Origin of the sequence: Ornithinimicrobium sp. CNJ-824 (genome assembly GCF_001942405.1) — a bacterium.
Taxonomy (GTDB): Bacteria; Actinomycetota; Actinomycetes; order Actinomycetales; family Dermatophilaceae; genus Ornithinicoccus; species Ornithinicoccus kibberensis.
Genome location: NZ_MKKA01000044.1, coordinates 189464 through 205685 on the forward strand (window position 1 = coordinate 189464; position 16222 = coordinate 205685).

At 71.4% G+C, this 16222-nt stretch carries 12 protein-coding genes and 1 pseudogene; 5 read left to right on the top strand and 8 right to left on the bottom strand.

The window, feature by feature from the left end:
* Positions 1–14: 14 nt before the first annotated feature.
* Positions 15–2165 (top strand): heavy metal translocating P-type ATPase, encoded by a 2151-nt coding sequence (locus BJF81_RS12770; RefSeq protein ID WP_075958685.1) that lies wholly within the window; start codon positions 15–17, stop codon positions 2163–2165.
* On the opposite strand, the gene BJF81_RS12775 is transcribed toward BJF81_RS12770, so the two are convergent.
* Positions 2155–2559: a secondary thiamine-phosphate synthase enzyme YjbQ gene (locus tag BJF81_RS12775; protein WP_075958656.1), complete on the bottom strand. Its 405-nt coding sequence runs from the start codon at positions 2557–2559 to the stop codon at positions 2155–2157. The two genes, BJF81_RS12770 and BJF81_RS12775, sit on opposite strands and share 11 nt — an antisense overlap.
* Positions 2560–2723: 164 nt before the next feature.
* Here BJF81_RS12775 and ddaH point away from each other — a divergent pair, with 164 nt between their 5' ends.
* Together ddaH and BJF81_RS12785 are read left to right on the top strand one after the other, a co-directional pair.
* Positions 2724–3593 (top strand): dimethylargininase, encoded by an 870-nt coding sequence (ddaH, locus tag BJF81_RS12780; RefSeq protein ID WP_075958657.1) that lies wholly within the window; start codon positions 2724–2726, stop codon positions 3591–3593.
* A 134-nt stretch (positions 3594–3727) separates the two neighbouring features.
* Positions 3728–4066, top strand: coding sequence for a hypothetical protein (locus tag BJF81_RS12785; protein WP_075958658.1), 339 nt, complete (start codon positions 3728–3730; stop codon positions 4064–4066).
* A 27-nt stretch (positions 4067–4093) separates the two neighbouring features.
* Here the strand turns inward: BJF81_RS12785 and BJF81_RS12790 are convergent.
* The 3 genes and pseudogenes from BJF81_RS12790 to BJF81_RS12800 form a co-directional block, all read right to left on the bottom strand.
* Positions 4094–6123: pseudogene (locus BJF81_RS12790) on the bottom strand (FAD-dependent oxidoreductase).
* A 21-nt stretch (positions 6124–6144) separates the two neighbouring features.
* Positions 6145–6735 (bottom strand): hypothetical protein, encoded by a 591-nt coding sequence (locus BJF81_RS18105; protein WP_075958659.1) that lies wholly within the window; start codon positions 6733–6735, stop codon positions 6145–6147.
* A 490-nt stretch (positions 6736–7225) separates the two neighbouring features.
* Complete coding sequence (locus tag BJF81_RS12800; RefSeq protein WP_075958660.1) at positions 7226–7945, bottom strand: SDR family NAD(P)-dependent oxidoreductase; 720 nt, start codon at positions 7943–7945, stop codon at positions 7226–7228.
* Between the two features lie 58 nt (positions 7946–8003).
* On the opposite strand from BJF81_RS12800, the gene BJF81_RS12805 reads away from it, so the two are divergent.
* Positions 8004–8882 (top strand): oxygenase MpaB family protein, encoded by an 879-nt coding sequence (locus BJF81_RS12805; protein WP_075958661.1) that lies wholly within the window; start codon positions 8004–8006, stop codon positions 8880–8882.
* Complete coding sequence (locus tag BJF81_RS12810) at positions 8879–9508, top strand: 2'-5' RNA ligase family protein (protein WP_075958662.1); 630 nt, start codon at positions 8879–8881, stop codon at positions 9506–9508. Before BJF81_RS12805 ends, BJF81_RS12810 begins: the two co-directional genes overlap by 4 nt.
* On the opposite strand, the gene BJF81_RS12815 is transcribed toward BJF81_RS12810, so the two are convergent.
* The 4 genes from BJF81_RS12815 to BJF81_RS12830 form a co-directional block, all read right to left on the bottom strand.
* Positions 9418–10464, bottom strand: coding sequence for an NAD(P)-dependent alcohol dehydrogenase (locus tag BJF81_RS12815; protein WP_075958663.1), 1047 nt, complete (start codon positions 10462–10464; stop codon positions 9418–9420). The two genes, BJF81_RS12810 and BJF81_RS12815, sit on opposite strands and share 91 nt — an antisense overlap.
* Before the next feature lie 69 nt (positions 10465–10533).
* Positions 10534–11580: a DUF5671 domain-containing protein gene (locus BJF81_RS12820; RefSeq protein ID WP_158068688.1), complete on the bottom strand. Its 1047-nt coding sequence runs from the start codon at positions 11578–11580 to the stop codon at positions 10534–10536.
* Positions 11463–12320 (bottom strand): DUF5671 domain-containing protein, encoded by an 858-nt coding sequence (locus BJF81_RS12825; RefSeq protein ID WP_075958665.1) that lies wholly within the window; start codon positions 12318–12320, stop codon positions 11463–11465. Before BJF81_RS12825 ends, BJF81_RS12820 begins: the two co-directional genes overlap by 118 nt.
* Positions 12321–12372: 52 nt before the next feature.
* Entirely contained in the window at positions 12373–12771 is a 399-nt protein-coding gene (locus BJF81_RS12830; RefSeq protein ID WP_075958666.1) for a hypothetical protein, read from the bottom strand.
* Positions 12772–16222 lie beyond the last annotated feature (3451 nt).

Below are 16222 nucleotides of genomic sequence, written 5' to 3' on the forward strand. Positions count from 1 at the left end.
GAGAGGTGGACGTGATGACCGAGCAGCACACGACCCGGCAGGCCGGTCACGACCGGCACGCAGAGGGCGCGGACCAACAGGGCCATGGCGGCCACGAGCACGATGAGGGGCACGGGGGCCATGGCGACCACGGCGGCCATGAGGGCCACGTGGCGATGTTCCGGCGGCTGTTCTGGATCATGCTGGCCCTGTCGGTGCCGACCGTGCTCACGAGCGGGATGTTCGCGGACCTGCTCGGCTACCAGCTGCCCGACGTGCCCGGGCTGCGCTGGGTAGCCCCGGTGCTGGGGACCGTCATGTACGTCTGGGGCGGCCGGCCCTTCTACACGGGGGCGGTCGAGGAGCTGAGGCAGCGCCGGCCCGGGATGATGCTGCTCGTCGGCATGGCCATCACGGTGGCCTTCCTCTCCTCCATGGCCGCCAGCCTCGGGCTGCTCCCGCACGACCTGGAGTTCTGGTGGGAGCTGGCGCTGCTCATCGTCATCATGCTGCTGGGCCACTGGATCGAGATGAGGTCGCTGGCCCAGACGTCATCGGCGCTGGAGTCGCTGGCCGCGCTGCTGCCCGACGAGACCGAGAAGGTCGAGGGCGACCGGACGGTCACCGTGTCGCCCGCCGACCTGCACGTGGACGACGTGGTCGTGGTCCGGCCCGGTGCCAGGGTGCCGGCCGACGGGGAGGTCGTCGACGGTGAGGCGGCCCTCGACGAGTCGATGATCACCGGCGAGTCCACGACCGTGCGGAGGGGTGTCGGCGACACCGTCGTCGCCGGGACGGTGGCGACCGACTCCGCGCTGCGGGTGCGGGTCACCGCCGTCGGGGACGACACCGCCCTGGCCGGCATCCAGCGCATGGTCGCCGACGCCCAGAGCTCGTCCACGAGGGCCCAGCGGCTCGCGGACCGGGCCGCCGGGTGGCTCTTCTGGTTCGCGCTCGCCGCCGCGGTCCTGTCCGCGGTCGTGTGGCTATCGGTCGCGACGCCCAGCACCGCCCTGGTCCGGGTCATCACGGTCCTGGTCATCGCCTGCCCCCACGCGCTGGGCCTGGCCATCCCGCTCGTCGTCTCCATCACCACCGAGCGCGCCGCCAGGGGCGGCGTCCTGATCAAGGACCGGATGGCCCTGGAGCGCACCCGCGTCGTGGACACCGTGCTGTTCGACAAGACCGGCACGCTGACGCGGGGCGAGCCGGCCGTGGGCCACGTGGCCGCCGCCGAGGGCGCGTCCGGGTCCGGACCGTCCGGGGACGCCCTGTCGCAGGACGAGGTGGTCGCGCTGGCCGCGGCCGTCGAGTCCGACAGCGAGCACCCGCTGGCACGGGCGGTCGTGCGCGCCGCGGAGGACCGCGGCCTGCGCCTCCCGCCGGTGAGCGAGTTCTCCTCGGCCCCCGCCGTCGGCGTCACCGGCACAGTCGACGGGAGCACCGTGCGGGTCGGCGGGCCCTACCTGCTGGAGGAGGAGGGCCTCGAGCCGCTGGCGGCCGCCGGCGGGTGGGCCGAGCAGGGCTCCACGGTGCTGCACGTCGTCCGCGACGGCAAGGTGGTCGGGGCGCTGGCCGTCGCCGACGAGGTGCGCGAGGAGTCCCGCGAGGCGGTCGACACGCTCCACCACCTCGGTATCCAGGTCGTCATGATCACCGGCGACGCCGAACCGGTCGCCCGGGCCGTGGCCGAGGAGCTGGAGATCGACGAGGTCCTGGCCGGGGTGCGCCCGGAGCACAAGGCGGACAAGGTCAAGGCCCTCCAGCAGCAGGGACGCACCGTGGCCATGGTGGGCGACGGCGTCAACGACGCCCCCGCGCTCGCGCAGGCCGACGTCGGCATCGCCATCGGAGCCGGGACCGACGTGGCCATCGCCTCGGCCGGTGTCGTCCTGGCCAGCGACGACCCGCGGTCGGTGCTCTCGGTCATCGAGCTCTCGCGCGCCGGCTACCGCAAGATGAAGCAGAACCTGTGGTGGGCCGCCGGCTACAACATCGTGGCCGTCCCGCTCGCGGCGGGCGTCCTCGCGCCGGTCGGGTTCGTCATGCCGATGGCGGTCGGGGCCCTGCTCATGTCGGCCTCGACGGTGGTCGTGGCGCTCAACGCCCAGCTGCTGCGCCGGCTCGAGCTCACGCCCGAGGCGAGCGCCCGGGCCCTGCGCGAGCAGGACCCGGTCAGCCGCTGAGGAGGTCCAGCCGGACCGTGCGGTCGTGGTTGTCCACGTTGAGGTCCACCAGGCAGATGCTCTGCCACGTGCCCAGCGCCAGCCGTCCCCCCTCGACGGGGACGGTGGCGTAGGGCGGCACGAGCGCCGGCATCACGTGCGACCGCCCGTGGCCGTAGGTCCCGTGCCGGTGGCGCCATCGGTCGTCGGCCGGGAGCAGATCCTCCAGGGCCGCGAGCAGGTCGTCGTCGGAGCCGGCGCCGGTCTCGATGATCGCCAGCCCGGCCGTGGCGTGCGGCACGAACACGTGCAGCAGCCCGTCGCCCCCGTCCCGGACGAAGTCGGCGCAGTCGCTGGTGAGGTCGAGCACGACGTCCTCACCGCCCGTGCGGACCTGCAGGTGGGTCGTCTTCATGGGTGCACCTTCGGCGTCATGTCCCCATCCTGCGGTCCCGGGCCCCGCGGCACCACCCGGGGGACGCCCGGAGGTCGCCGGGTGCGCCGCACCGGCCCGGGCGCGCGGGGACGGCCACGCACGCGGCATACCCCGAGGCCGGTGCGGTCTGCGAGGCTGGACCCGTGACCGACACCTCTCCTGCCCCCGCCGACCCCACGAGCCCGGGGGAGCGGCACCTCGCCCTGGTCCGCCGTCCTGGCCCCCGGTTGGCCGAGGGGCTGATCACGCACATCGACCGGCAGCCGGTCGACGTGGAGCTGGCGCAAAGGCAGTGGGAGGCCTACGTCGGCGCGCTCCACGCGAACGGGTGGCGCACGGTGGAGGTCCCCCCGGCCGACGACTGCGCGGACGCGGTCTTCGTCGAGGACACCGTCGTCGTGCACGGCGACCTGGCGGTGCTGACCCGGCCCGGTGCCCCGTCCCGGCGGGCCGAGGTGGACGCGGTCGAGCAGGCGGTCGTCGCGGCGGGCTACCGGGTGGCCCGGATCGAGGCGCCCGGCACGCTCGAGGGCGGTGACGTGCTCAAGTTCGGCAGCACCGTGTGGGTCGGCCTGGGCGGACGCAGCAACGAGGAGGGTATGCGGCAGCTCGCCGCCCACCTCGAGCCCGCCGGGGTGCAGGTCGTCGGCGTCCCGGTATCCCGCGTCCTGCACCTCAAGAGCGGGGTGACGGCGCTGCCGGACGGGACCGTCGTCGGCCACGAGCCCCTCGTCGACGACCTCGCGGTGTGGGCCGGCGGGGCGGACCCGGCCCGGGACGGTGGCCGGACTGGCCACGAGGGCGACGGGGAGGCGGGTTTTCTCCCGGTGCCCGAGGAGTCGGGCGCCCACGTGGTGCTCCTGGGCGGTGACCGCGTGCTCATGGCGGCCGACGCGCCGCGGTCGGCGCAGCTGTTCCGCGAGCGCGGTTGCACGGTGACCGAGGTCGACATCAGCGAGTTCATCAAGCTCGAGGGCTGCGTGACCTGCCTGTCGGTGCGGCTGCGGGGGTAGCGCGAAAACGTCCAGGTGGCGACGGGCCGGAGGGTCGACCTGCCACCGCCCGGAGGACGACCGATCGTGGTCGTCATGACGACCACGATCCGTCACGCTTGTCGTGGCGACTCCCGCTGACCAGGATGGGCAGGATGAGCGACGGGCGGGCCGAGGGTGCGGAGGAGGGCGGCGAGGACCAGCGGTGGCTGGTGGTCGACGGTCGCAGGTGGCGGCGCCAGGATCCCCGCCTGCCCGCCGACGTGGCCGAGCGGCTGCTCTCGCACCTGGGGCGCGGCCGGTCGGGGGTCCGCACCGCCCGACGGGCCGGTGAGGACCCGGCACCGTGGCGTCGACGGGTCGACCTGGCCAAGCACGGGCTGGGGGAGCGGGGCACGCCCTGGTGGGAGCAGGACGAGCAGGCTCGGCAGGAGCGCTGGACCCGGGCGTTGGCAGCGCTCGAGGCGCTCGACCGGTTCGAGGTCGCCGACTGATTCAGCACGGCTGACCGACGTGGACGCTCAGAGGCGGGCGGCCAGCTCGGTGCCCTGCCGGATGGCCCGCTCCGCGTCCAGCTCGGCCGCGACGTCGGCGCCACCGATCACGTGCGCCTGCGGGAGGGCGTCGGCCAGCTCGCGCACGGACTCCTGGCCCGCACAGAGCACGACGTGGTCGACGGCCAGCACCTGCGGCTTCCCGCCGACCGTGATGTGCAGACCCTCGTCGTCGATCCGGTCGTAGGCCACCCCGGTCACCTGGTGGACGCCGGCGTCCCGCAGGTTGAGCCGGTGCGCCCACCCGGACGTCTTGCCCAGGCCGGCCCCGATCCTGGTCTCCTTGCGCTGCAGGAGCCACACCTCGCGGGCCGGTTCGGGCAGGTCCTTGGGCACGAGCCCGCCGCGGTGCTCGGCCGGGTCGCCGACGCCCCAGCGCGCCATCCAGCCGGCGAGGTCGGTCTCGACGTGGGTGAGGAAGTGCGACACGTCCACCCCGATGCCGCCGGCACCGACGACAGCGACGCGTGGTCCCGGGACAACGCTGCCGGCGAGGACGTCGGCGTAGGTGACCACCGACGGGTGGTCCACCCCCGGCAGGTCGGGCACGCGCGGACGGACCCCGGTGGCGAGGACGACCTCGTCGAAGCCGGCGAGGGCGCCGGCGTCGGCGCGGGTCGAGAGCCGCACGTCGACACCGAGCACCTCCAGCCGCCGGCGGTAGTAGCGCAGCGTCTCGGCGAAGTCGTCCTTGCCGGGCACCCGCATGGCCAGCCGAAACTGGCCGCCCAGCTCCTCCCCGGCCTCGTAGAGGGTGACCCGGTGGCCCCGCTCCGCGGCGGACACGGCCGAGGCCAGCCCGGCGGGCCCGGCGCCGACGACCGCGACGGTGCGGACCTGCCGGGTGGGGGAGAGGACCAGCTCGGTCTCCCGGCCGGCGCGGGGGTTGACCAGGCAGGAGGCCCGCTTGCCGACGAAGATGCGGTCCAGGCACGCCTGGTTGCAGGCGATGCAGGTGTTGATCTCGTCGGCACGGCCCTCCGCGGCCTTGGCGACGAACGCGGGGTCGGCCAGCAGGGGACGGGCCATCGACACCAGGTCGGCGGTCCCGTCCGTCAGCAGGGTCTCGGCCATCTGCGGCGCGTTGATCCGGTTGGAGGCCATCACCGGCACCGAGACCTCGGCGCGCAGCCGCGCGGTGAGGCCGGTCCAGGCGCCGCGCGGCACCTGGGTGATGATCGTGGGGATCCGCGCCTCGTGCCAGCCGATCCCGGTGTTGAGCACCGAGACCCCCGCCTCCTCGAGCAGGGAGGCCAGCTCGACCACCTCCTCCCACGTCTGCCCGCCCTCGACCAGGTCGAGCAGGGAGATGCGGTAGAGGACGAGGAAGTCGTCCCCGACGGCGTCGCGGACGGCCCGCGCCGCCTCCACCGCGAAGCTCATCCGTCCGCGGGCGTCCCCGCCCCACCGGTCGGTCCGCCGGTTGGTCCGCGCGGCGAGGAACTGGTTGACCAGGTAGCCCTCCGACCCCATGATCTCCACCCCGTCGTAGCCCGCCCGCCGTGCGAGCCGGGCCGACCTCGCGAAGGCGGAGACCGTGCGGCGCACCGACGTCGAGGACATCGCGCGGGCGCGAAGGGGGTGATGGGGGACTTCGAGGCGGAGGCCGACACGGCGAGCGGGGAGAAGGCGTAGCGCCCCGCGTGCAGCAGCTGCAGCGCGATCTGGGCCCCGTGCTCGTGGACGGCGTCGGTGACGACCTGGTGGCGGCGGGCGGTGACGGGGTCGCTGAACTGCGCCCCCAGCGGCGTCAGCCGCCCCCGCAGGGTGGGTGCGTAGCCGCCGGTGACGATGAGCCCGACCCCACCGGCGGCCCGCTCGGCGTAGTAGGCGCTCAGCTCCTCACGCAGCCACGGGCGGTCCTCCAGGCCGGTGTGCATCGAGCCCATGACGACCCGGTTGCGCAGCCGCCCCCCGGGGACGTCGAGGGGGGAGAGGAGATGGGGGTATGCCGTGGGGGCGCCGGACCCGGTCGGCGTGGACGACGTCGTGCTCACGGCCTCGATGTTACCCGTGGGTCACCACCCGCGGGCGCGGCCGGAGGAGGAGGCGTCGTCCCCGGGTGCGTGGTCCGGGGGCGGGTCGTCCCCGGGGGCGTGGTCCACCTCGAAGGCCTCCGCCCCGAGGAGCCCGGCGAAACGGGTGATCTGGGAGGGCAGGCGCTCCTCCCAGATGTTGACCACGCCGCGTCGGCGGACCTGGTCGGGGTGCGGGGTGGGCGGGTGGAGCAGGCCGTCGCGCAGCAGGACGGTGCGGGTGCGGGAGCGGCCCTCCCGGGTGGCGGTGATCTCGACGCGGGAGGCGTCGTCGCGGGGCGTCAGCGACAGGTAGGTGTCCGCCCCGCGGAGGCCCAGCTCGAGGTGGCGCACGTCGGGCACGCCCAGGACCAGCGCGCAGCCGTGGCGCAGGGGATAGGCACCCGGGTCGAGGTGGGGCCGGGACCAGACGTCGGTCTCACGGCTGTCGACCTGCAGCGCGCGCCCCCACTGGTCGTCGGTGTCGTCGTCGTAGCCGTCGACCACGGCCAGCGCGGGCCGGCGGGTGGAGGACATCGACTCCGCGAAGCACCGGGGCGCGTCCGTGCCGGCGTGCACCTCCAGGTCGAGCACCCGCAGGCGGGCGTCGAGCCAGGCGTCGTGGGAGTCGGTCTCCAGCAGCGCCCGATCCGCAGTCCCAGGCCACCGGCGGCGACCGACAGGAGCAGCTCCTCGGTCGTGGCGCGGGTGGAGGCGAGGAGGACCCGGTAGGACTCCCCGGCCGCCCAGGCCGCCATGCGGCCGAGCACCTGGGCACGCAGGGCCGGAGGTGCGCCCACGACGGTCGTCCGGCCGAGGGCCACGCCGCCGGTCAGTGCATCGAGGACCGGCCACCCCGTCCCGATGCGCGGATGCGCCCGGCGGACCGCCGACCGCAGCTCGGCGACGCTGGGGACCGGGGCCAGCCCGGCCTGGTCGTCGTCGGGCAGGTCCGCCCCTCCGTGCCTGTCGTTCCCCTGTTCGCCACCCATCCGTCGAGTATGGCAGCGAGGACCGACAAGACCCCCTGAGCCTCGTGCCGACCGCACGCCCTCCCGTCGTCGGCCCGCCCGCGTCGCTCGCGTCAGGCGAAAGCCTCGGCCGGCACCACGGGGGCGCCCTCCTCGATGCCCGCGACGACCCGTTCGGCGACGGCGGCGGGGTCCAGGCCCTGCGGCAGCCGGGGTCCGGCTCCGGCCAGCGCCCGGCCGACCAGCCCGGTCTCAGTGTGCGGCACCCGCAGGTCGACGACGGCGACCCCGCTGCGGCGCAGCTCCAGGCCCAGCGCCCGGTCGGCCGCCGCCAGCGCGGCCTTGCTGGCGCCGTAGGCGGCCATCCCAGCCGTGGGCCGGTCGGCGACCACGCCGGAGATCTGGGCGACGAAGCCGCTGCTCTCGACGAGGAGGGGCAGGGTCCGGCGCAGCAGCCACAGCGGCCCGACGACGTTGGTGAGGAAGAGCTCCTCCACGACCTCGTCCGGGGTGTCGACCAGGGACCCGAAGGCCACCACCCCCGCGGCGTTGAGGATCCCGTCGAGCCTCCCGGGGCCCGACCGCAGGTGCTCGACGAGCCGGTCACCCAGACCAGCGTCGGTCAGGTCGCCCCCGAGCCAGCCGTGGCGCAGCGGCCCGCCCTGGCCGTCCGTGGGCAGGCTGTCGACCAGGGCGCCCAGACGCTGCCCGTCCCTCCCCACCCCGGTCACCCCGGCGCCGCGACCGGCCAACGCCCGGGCGAGGTGCCCGCCGAGGACCCCCGAGGCGCCCAGCACGACGACGTGCGAGCCCGACAACGACCGGTGTGACATGGTGCCTCCAGCGACGTGAGATTGTCGTGCTGTCCAATCTACGTCAAAGGTGTGTCTCATGCATGGATCTCCTCTCGGCCGTGTCCAGGGCGCCCTGGGCTCGGCGCTGCGCGCCCGAGTCGCCGGGGACGACGCCCGGGAGCGGGCGCGGGTCATCTGGCAGACGCCCGGGGAGCGCTGGTTCACGCCGGCCGACCCGGTCTGGCGGGTGCACGCGGACGCCGCCATGTTCCCCGGCGGCGTGGCCGCCCTCCTGCTGCAGATGCTGCACCCGATGGCGATGGCGGGGGTGGCCGGGCACTCCGGCTACCGGTCCGACCCGTGGGGCCGGCTGCAGCGGACCAGCACCTACCTGGCCGCCACCACCTTCGGCACGGTGGAGCACGCCACCGCCACCATCGCCCAGGTGCGCGCCGTGCACGAGCGGGTCCGCGGCAGGGACGCGTTCGGCCGGCCCTACCGGGCCAGCGACCCGCACCTGCTGATGTGGGTGCACGTCGCCGAGGCCGTCTCCTTCCTGCGGGCCTACCAGGCGTATGCCGCCGCGCCCCTCACCGCCGCCGAGGCGGACACCTACGTGGCCCAGGCGGGCGTGTCCGCCCGGCTCCTCGGGGTGCTCGACCCGCCGACCGACGGCGCCGGGATGGAGGCCGTCCTCGAGGGGTTCCGGCCCGAGCTGGAGGCCACGCCGGCGGCCCGGGACGCGGCCCGTTTCCTGCTCGCCGAGCCGCCCCTGCCGGTGGCCTCGCGCCCGGGGTACTGGGCGATCGCGGCCGGCGGGGTGGCGCTGCTGGAGCCCTGGTCCCGGCAGATGCTCGACCTGCCCGCCTCGCCACGGCTCTCCCGGTCCGTCCTGCGACCGGTCGGCCGGATCAGCACCGCCGGGGTCCGCTGGGCGATGGCGGGGGTCCAGGAGGAGAGGCAGCCGGCGGCGTGAGCCCGGCGTACGCCCTCGGGCTGCTCCTCCACCCGGACGACGAGGCGGCGGCGCGGCAGGAGTGGGCGGCGCTGGAGCAGGCCGGGGTCCCCTCCTCCCTGGCCCGGCACCGCGGCAGCACCCACCGCCCCCACCTGACCGTGGTCACCGGAAGGGCCCCCGACGAGGGCGTGCTCGACCTGGCGGCCCGCCTCCTGCTGCCGCTGCTGCCGCTCACGGCCGTCGTCGAGGGCCAGGTGCTGCTGGGCGGTCGGTCCCCGGCCCTGGCGCACCGTCTCCGGGTGCCGGCGGCGCTGCGGGAGGCGCGCGACCTGCTGGCCGACCGGTGGCCCGGCGCCGACCGGCGGCCGTGGGTGCCGCACCTGAGCCTGACCAGGCGGACGCGGCACGACCACCTCGTCGCGGCGTTGGGAGCGCTGACCCCGGGCACGCACGAGGGGTCGGTGCGCCTCGTCGCCGCCCGGTGGTGGGACCCCGACACCGGGACGTGGCGCCCCTGGCGGGCCAGGGACGCCACCGTTGAGCCGTGCGGAGCTCACCAGCCGTGCGGGACCACCACGGCGCGTGCGGAGAGCTCACCGTCCTGCAGCTTGCGGTACGCCTCCAGGGCGTCGTCCAGCGAGTAACGCTCGACGACGGGGGCGATCTGGCCGAGGCGGTACATCGCGGCCACGTCGTGCAGGTCCTCGATCGTGCCCCAGTAGGTCGAGGAGAAGTTCACCTCGTAGGGGACGGTGAAGAAGTTCCACGGGAACGTCCCGCCGCCGATGCCGACGACGGTGAGCGAGCCCTGCTGGGCCACGGTCGCCCCGGCCAGCCTCAGGGTCGCGTCGGCCCCGACCATGTCGAAGACCGCGTCCACGCCCCGCCCGCCGGTGAGCTCCTTGATCCGCTCGACCTGGTCGTCCCCGCCCGGCACGGTGACGGCGCCGTACTCCTCGGCCTGGGCCATCGCCTCCGGCTTGAGGTCGGTGGCGAGAACCTGGGCCCCGGTGAGGGCCTTGAGGATCTGCACCCCGACCAGCCCCAGCCCGCCCAGGCCGACGACCAGGGCGCTGCGGCCGCCGCCGGCGAGGAAGGGCAGGGCCCTCTTGATCGCGTGGTAGGGCGTCAGGCCGGCGTCGGCCAGCGGCGCGGCGTCGATCGGGTCGGCGTCCCCCAGGGGGACGAGGTTGCGGGCGGGGGCCAGCAGGTACTCCGCCATCCCGCCGTCGCGCCCCAGGCCCATCGCGGCATACCCGACCTCCTGCGGCTGGGCGCAGTAGGTGTCCTGGCCGCGGGAGCAGGCCCGGCAACGACCGCAGCCCACGGGCCCGTAGACGAGGTAGGCCGCCCCCTGCTCGAACCCGGTGACGCCGGGGCCGACCTCCTCGACCCAGCCGGAGTTCTCGTGGCCGAGCACGAAGGGCGGCGTCAGCAGGCCGGTCGGGTCCCCCTCGAAGTCGTGGAACAGCCCGACGTCGGAGTGGCAGGCGCCCGCGCCGGCCACCTTGAGCAGCACCTCCCCGGGTCCGGGGGTGGGACGGTCCACGTCCTTGAGGACGGGAAAGGTCTTGTACCCCTCGAAGACGACAGCGCGCACGACAGCCTCCTGCTGGTCTAGAACGCCGGCGCGAGGGCCTGAGTGACCAGTCGCTGCGGACCGGTCGTCCTACGATGAAGTGTAGTGGTCGACGGGGACGGCCCGCAGGCCGGTCGCGTCCACGAGCAGCAGCACGTCGCCCTCGGGCACGGCCCCCACCGCCTCCGCCAGCTCCTCGACCGAGGGTCGCGCGGGTGCCGCGGCGCGGGGCCGCCAGAGCTGCACGTCAGCCCCCGTGCGGGTGGCGAGGTCGGCGTGCTCGGCGGGGGAGAGGGTGCCCACGAGAAGCACCGTGCGCGGCCCGTGCCCAGGGGTGGCGGGGGTATGCGGTGCGCGCGCCGGGGCGCGACGGTCCAGCTCGGCGCGGTCGGCGCGGAAGACGGTCCAGTGGTAGGCCGACAGCAGCGACGTGGTCGCCAGGATGCCGAGCGGGAAGCGGATGCTGCGCATCGTCTCGGTGTCGATCCCGCCGGCGAGGGCGTCCTCGAGCAGGAGGTAGACGAGGGTGATGAGGGCGATGACCGCCGCGACGCCGGAGACGCCGAAGAGGACGAGCAGGTAGGTCCTCCGGGTGGGGGAGGCCAGCTCGGCGGCCGGCCCGCTGCCCCGGGCGCGCTGGGCCAGACGCCAGTGCCACCACCACACCGGCAGCCCGACCGCGAGCAGGACGAGCGCGGCGAGGAGGGCGTTGAGCGCACTGCCGCCGACGACCAGGTCCCGGCCGGCGGCGATGGCCTCGACGAGCGTGACGATGACCATGACCAGGCCGGCCGAGGCGGCCAGCAGCCCGACCGCGGCCATGACGTACTCGTAGACCCGGCGGACCTCGGTGCGTGCGGCCGCGCGGCCGGTGCCCAGCACCTCCTGGTGGTACCACCACACCAGCAGGCCGACGACGACCGCACCCGCCAGGTCGGGGGCGCCGGCGAAGTGCTCGGCGGCGGTGGTGGCGGTCGGGTCGCCCACCAGCCAGACCAGCACGTCGTAGGCCAGCACGCTCAGCGCGACGATCGCCGCGAGGAGTCCGCCGCCGACCCCGACGAGCAGGACGAGCACGAGCCACCCGGTGCTCCGTCGTCCCCGGGCCAGGTCCAGCACCCAGTAGACGACCCACACCAGGCGCCGACGAGGAACGTCACGCCGGGACGCAGGAGGCTGACGGCACCGCGGCCGACGAGCGACTCGCCGGCCAGCCCGGTCAGCTGGTCCAGGCTCGCGGCGACGAGCCCGGCGAGCCCGACCGCGGCGGTCGCCAGCCCGACGACCGCGCCCAGCAGGGCCAAGGGGTGCAGGTGGCTGCGCGGGGTCCCACGGCGGCCCCACCAGTGGTGGCCGGCCCAGACCAGGGTCCAGACGAGGGCGAGCGCGGGGCTGCCGCCCCGGTAGGGCTGGGTGCCCAGCAGCATGGTCAGGGTCTGGTGCCAGCCGACCATGGCCACGACGAGGGAGACCAGGCCCGCCAGCGTCAGGTAGGCGGCCCAGCCGAGGGCCCGCAGCTCGCGGCGGTCGGCGGCCGTGCGTCGGACGGTCCACCAGGCGAGCAGGGCCCACAGGGGCAGGGCGATGAGGGTGAAGGCCAGCTCCAGGGCCAGCTGGCTGTCGTCCGGGACCAGGACGTCGTCGGTGTCCAGGAGCCTGCTCAGCAGGCCGGTGACGCCGGCGGCCGCGGCGAACAGCAGCCCGGCGAGCAGGAGGTACTGGAAGAACCGCCGGACCGACTGCCCGCCGCCCTCGGGCGCCTGCGGGTCGTGCTGCCCGTCAGTGCCGCCGCGGCGTCGGACGGCGATCACGATCGCCGCGACGATCCCGCCGAGCAGGGCGAGCGGGACCAGGCTGCTCACGACGCCGAGCATCATGGCTGCGTCCCCTCGGGGAGGTCGCAGTGGTACATCGGCCACGGCGCCCCCGTCAGGACCCACCCGTCGCCCGCGTCGTCAGCCGGAAGGTCTCCTCCTGGGTCCACTCGCTCCCGCCGAACGGGGCGCTGTCGGTGTGGACCAGGTCCACCCGGACCGTGGCCCGGTCGTCGTCGACGTCGACGTCGCGCAGCACGACGCGGGCGTCGCGCTCCACGTAGGCCAGCTCCAGGTCCGCGACACCGCAGTCCCCGTCCGGGTCGAGGTGCGCGGCCGCGGCGTCCATGTCCCGGGAGAAGACGGCGGTGACGTAGTCCTGCACCGTGGCCTCCGGGGAACCGGCCGGCAGCTCGGTCCGCGGCCGGGTCGCCGAGACCACCCCGGCGACCACCGCCAGCAGCACGAGCGCCGCCACCGCGATCGCGAGGACCTTCCCGGCCCGACCGTTCATGCTCCCAGCGTCCCACCGCGCTGACCTGCGGTACAGGGCCGTGGGTGTGACCTGGGACACCTGGCCCGGCTACTCTGGACGACGAACCACACTCACCCAAGAATGGCGCGAGCGGAGCCACGCACAACACTCGAGATCGAGGATTCTGATAGACGGGAAACCTCCTCCTCAACGTCGGTCGGCAATTGACCTCCTCTGACCTTCAGAAACTGCAAAGAGTGCAAAGTCCGCAGGGGCGATCGGACGCCCGGCGCAGTGAGACCGCGCAAAATCTGAGCGTGCGCCTCGCGGTCCGCTGGGTCGGTGAGTAGGTGAGATGCCCACCCGAAGTAGGCCTCTGCGCGGACGAAGGATCCTTATCGTAGGACATCAGCAGCAAACCCATGGTGGCCCAGGTGCTCTGGCCCTTAAGCCCCCACGAAACGTTCGCACACACCTGCGCAACCTCGTGCCTGTTCCTACTACTGCTGGAACTGATGCACTGAATCGTGTGTCCCTGGAAATCGCTATCCTCCATGAGTTTATAGACCCGCGCGAAAGCAACGGCCTCTAAATCCGGACCTGGAGTCGAGCGTTCGAAGAACCTTGGGTGAGGGGTCAACAATCGGAGGCGAGCCTCGGCTGGATCACGAAAATTGACGCCCTGGATAGGGTCTCGCGCTAAAGAAGCAAGCGCGGCTCCTCGCACTTCCATCCCCAAGCGGGGATCCAGTAGATAGGCCTCGAGGGCCCGCCAAAGCCTGTCGCTCCAGCTGACACGAAGCAGGTGGACTGCCAACGCTGCCACGTCGTAGCCTCCTACGCTGTAACCCGAGGACGATTGTTCGACGGCCACCTCAAGTTGGGTAGAAATGAACGAAACGGCATCCCTGTGCGATGACGCCTGGCGATCATCCAGGTATTCAAAAACGACATCCCATGGTGACGCAGTGCGATCCTTCTGATACGGAGGATCTAGTTCGTGTGAGAGCATTATTTCAGTCAAAGAACTCTTCCCCGCGTAACCACTCCACCCAGATGCAGAGATCTTGCGGATGACGGGGGACCACATATGTTCTAGGGATGTTTCCGTGGCATCGGAAGCGCTCAAATGCCTGTGGACTATATTCAGGATTTTCGTGTCGGCTTCGGTTGGATCACGTTCCAACTCGCGTTGGACACTCTCTATGCACTCCGCGAGTGTGCGCATTCCGCTTAATGACATCGTGCTCAATTTGGGGCTGAACAACAGATCGAGTGCGATTTCGGACACGCGACGCAGAGCCTCCTCCGGCAGAAGATCCGCACTCCGCGCCCAGATTTCGAAGTCGATCGCACGTGGGTTCGCGTTCGCCTGCTCTGAGCGCAGAGCCAAGTCAGCGATGGAAATGAGCGAATCCAAGGGCCCACTAGCTCTTGCCTGTGCCAAGGCTCTTCGCAGGTTCTTTTCGTGGCGCGCTAACCAAAACAACGATGGGACGGCTGCGAGCAACTCGAGGTCGTCAGAAGCGCTATGCAAAAGCGAAATGGCCTCCCCCAGGGCAGCTCGGGCACGGCGCCACTCGTGGAATCCGCCCGTCAACTCTGCGGACACTACAGTAGCGAGAGCCTCGTCGTAATCAGACGCTCGACTCGACCAGACCGTTGACCTATCGAGCGCGTTGCTCTGTCTTTCGAACATGGTCGACCGTAGATGTGCATCCCGTATGCTTTCTAGCTGTATCCCACGTTGCTGTACCCAACCACGTCGTCGCCTTACTAGATCAATCCAAAGGTTCGAACCGGGATTCGCCGAAGCGAGCGCCGCGCTGGCGAGATATTGCGCGTGGCTCTTGCAATCCTCAACAACGTCACGCCAAGCCCACTCGATGCCGGGGCTAGTTGAAAATTCCTCGGTGAAACCGTTGACCTTGTCAAGCGCATTTTGGGCTTGGTTGGCTTGCTCTTGCGCCTGGGGGAAAAGTTCACAATCTAAGCTGCGATGCGCAGCAACCGCCATAAGGGTGCCATGAAGGAGCCAATCTTCCGCCGAATCGCCATCAATATCCGCTGCCAGGCTGGTCAGGGTGCGTATCGCCTGTAGCTCTCGGCCGTTCCACGCAAGTGAGCGGCTCTCGTGTAGGGCGAAGGCAGTTCGTAGGCCGATGGACGCACCCTCATCCGGTTTGGCGGCCTGAAGTGCGTCTGCGTCAGTGTATCCAGTGATTCGAATCGAATTGCGTACAGCTTGCGGGAACGGATGTGCCTCACTCCGCGATCGGTCGACTATACGATCATACTCTGAAAGTCGAAACTCGCTGAGTAACGCCAATTCGGCCGCTCCGGAAAGAGGGTAATTTGGACTAAAATTCGGGTGGGGAGCGATCGCCCATGGGGCCACGCAGGCTGCAACCCACTCAATCCCTTTTGTCACTGTTTCCATCCTTCCGTTCCGCCATCAGTTTCGTTTCCAGGCGGCGGCGCTGCCCGGATGCGTCTCCGACGTTCGACCTTCGCCAGGTTCGGGATAACGTGATCTTGTATTCCGTCTGGTTTTTGAACGCGGCCCATGTAGAAATGATTGTGGGTTGTGCCGAGAGTAGACATTGCGTCTGTGCCGAAGTCCTCGCTGAGTTCGGGCTCTGGAGAACTCAGGTCGCAGGCGAGGATGATGTGACTCACGAGGCCGCCCATTGGTTGGAGCGCCGCAAGGGAAGGCAGGATGCGTTCATGCTGCGTGGCATGGTAAGCCGTCACGCACAGAGATATTGGGTCCTGCGGGCTCCCTGGCCACTCCCACCCACCGCGCTCTTCCAGGGATGCCAAGAAACTCTCCTCCCACGCTGGGGCGAGACTGTCCATCTCCCGCCAGAAAGCATAGAGAACAAGCGGTCTCGTGGTCATGGGTCCGGGGTCTTGTGTCGGATCACGACTAGGCCGTCTAGGGGAACCAGAGAATTAGTGACTATTGAACCGTTGCAGTCGCTGCCAACCACTTCCAGATGCTCTCTGAGGGAGAAATGCGGAAGTGTTGCTGTATAGTGCGTGCACTCGATTAACGGAGTTGAGTGCGGCACTACTTGCACGCTTTCGGTCTTGAGGCCGAATGCAAAGGCGAGAAACAGGGATGCGAAGAGAAAAGTCAAGGCGGCGGAGGCGAACCAGCCTCCGGTGTTGTTCTTGCAGCGGATACTATTGTACAATATACGTGTTGCCTCTTCGCCGCGCAACTTCGTGTCACTAGGTAACGACGTGATGGAGGACCAGAGGAAGATTGCTGCGCCCGTTGTGAATAGTATTGCGGCGAGAACTGCTGTAAGTGACACGGCCGGGTTCGTAATGGGCGCCGCGTAGACCTGTAATGTGTAGGTTACGGCTAAGGCAGCTGCAGCGCCTAGTGCGGCGCGTCGTTAGTTCCTAAACAGTTTTGGAGTTGGGATGATGGGGTATGGCGAATCGACCTGCCCCCGCCCTGATGCTGCGCGAGGGTGAC

Excerpts from the sequence above, each read along its gene's own strand:
- BJF81_RS12800 (WP_075958660.1), bottom strand. The coding sequence starts at position 7,945 with ATGTCACACCGGTCGTTGTCGGGCTCGCACGTCGTCGTGCTGGGCGCC.
- BJF81_RS12785 (WP_075958658.1), top strand. The coding sequence starts at position 3,728 with ATGAGCGACGGGCGGGCCGAGGGTGCGGAGGAGGGCGGCGAGGACCAG.
- BJF81_RS12775 (WP_075958656.1), bottom strand. The coding sequence starts at position 2,559 with ATGAAGACGACCCACCTGCAGGTCCGCACGGGCGGTGAGGACGTCGTG.
- BJF81_RS12770 (WP_075958685.1), top strand. The coding sequence starts at position 15 with ATGACCGAGCAGCACACGACCCGGCAGGCCGGTCACGACCGGCACGCA.
- BJF81_RS12805 (WP_075958661.1), top strand. The coding sequence starts at position 8,004 with ATGCATGGATCTCCTCTCGGCCGTGTCCAGGGCGCCCTGGGCTCGGCG.
- BJF81_RS12825 (WP_075958665.1), bottom strand. The coding sequence starts at position 12,320 with ATGATGCTCGGCGTCGTGAGCAGCCTGGTCCCGCTCGCCCTGCTCGGC.
- BJF81_RS12830 (WP_075958666.1), bottom strand. The coding sequence starts at position 12,771 with ATGAACGGTCGGGCCGGGAAGGTCCTCGCGATCGCGGTGGCGGCGCTC.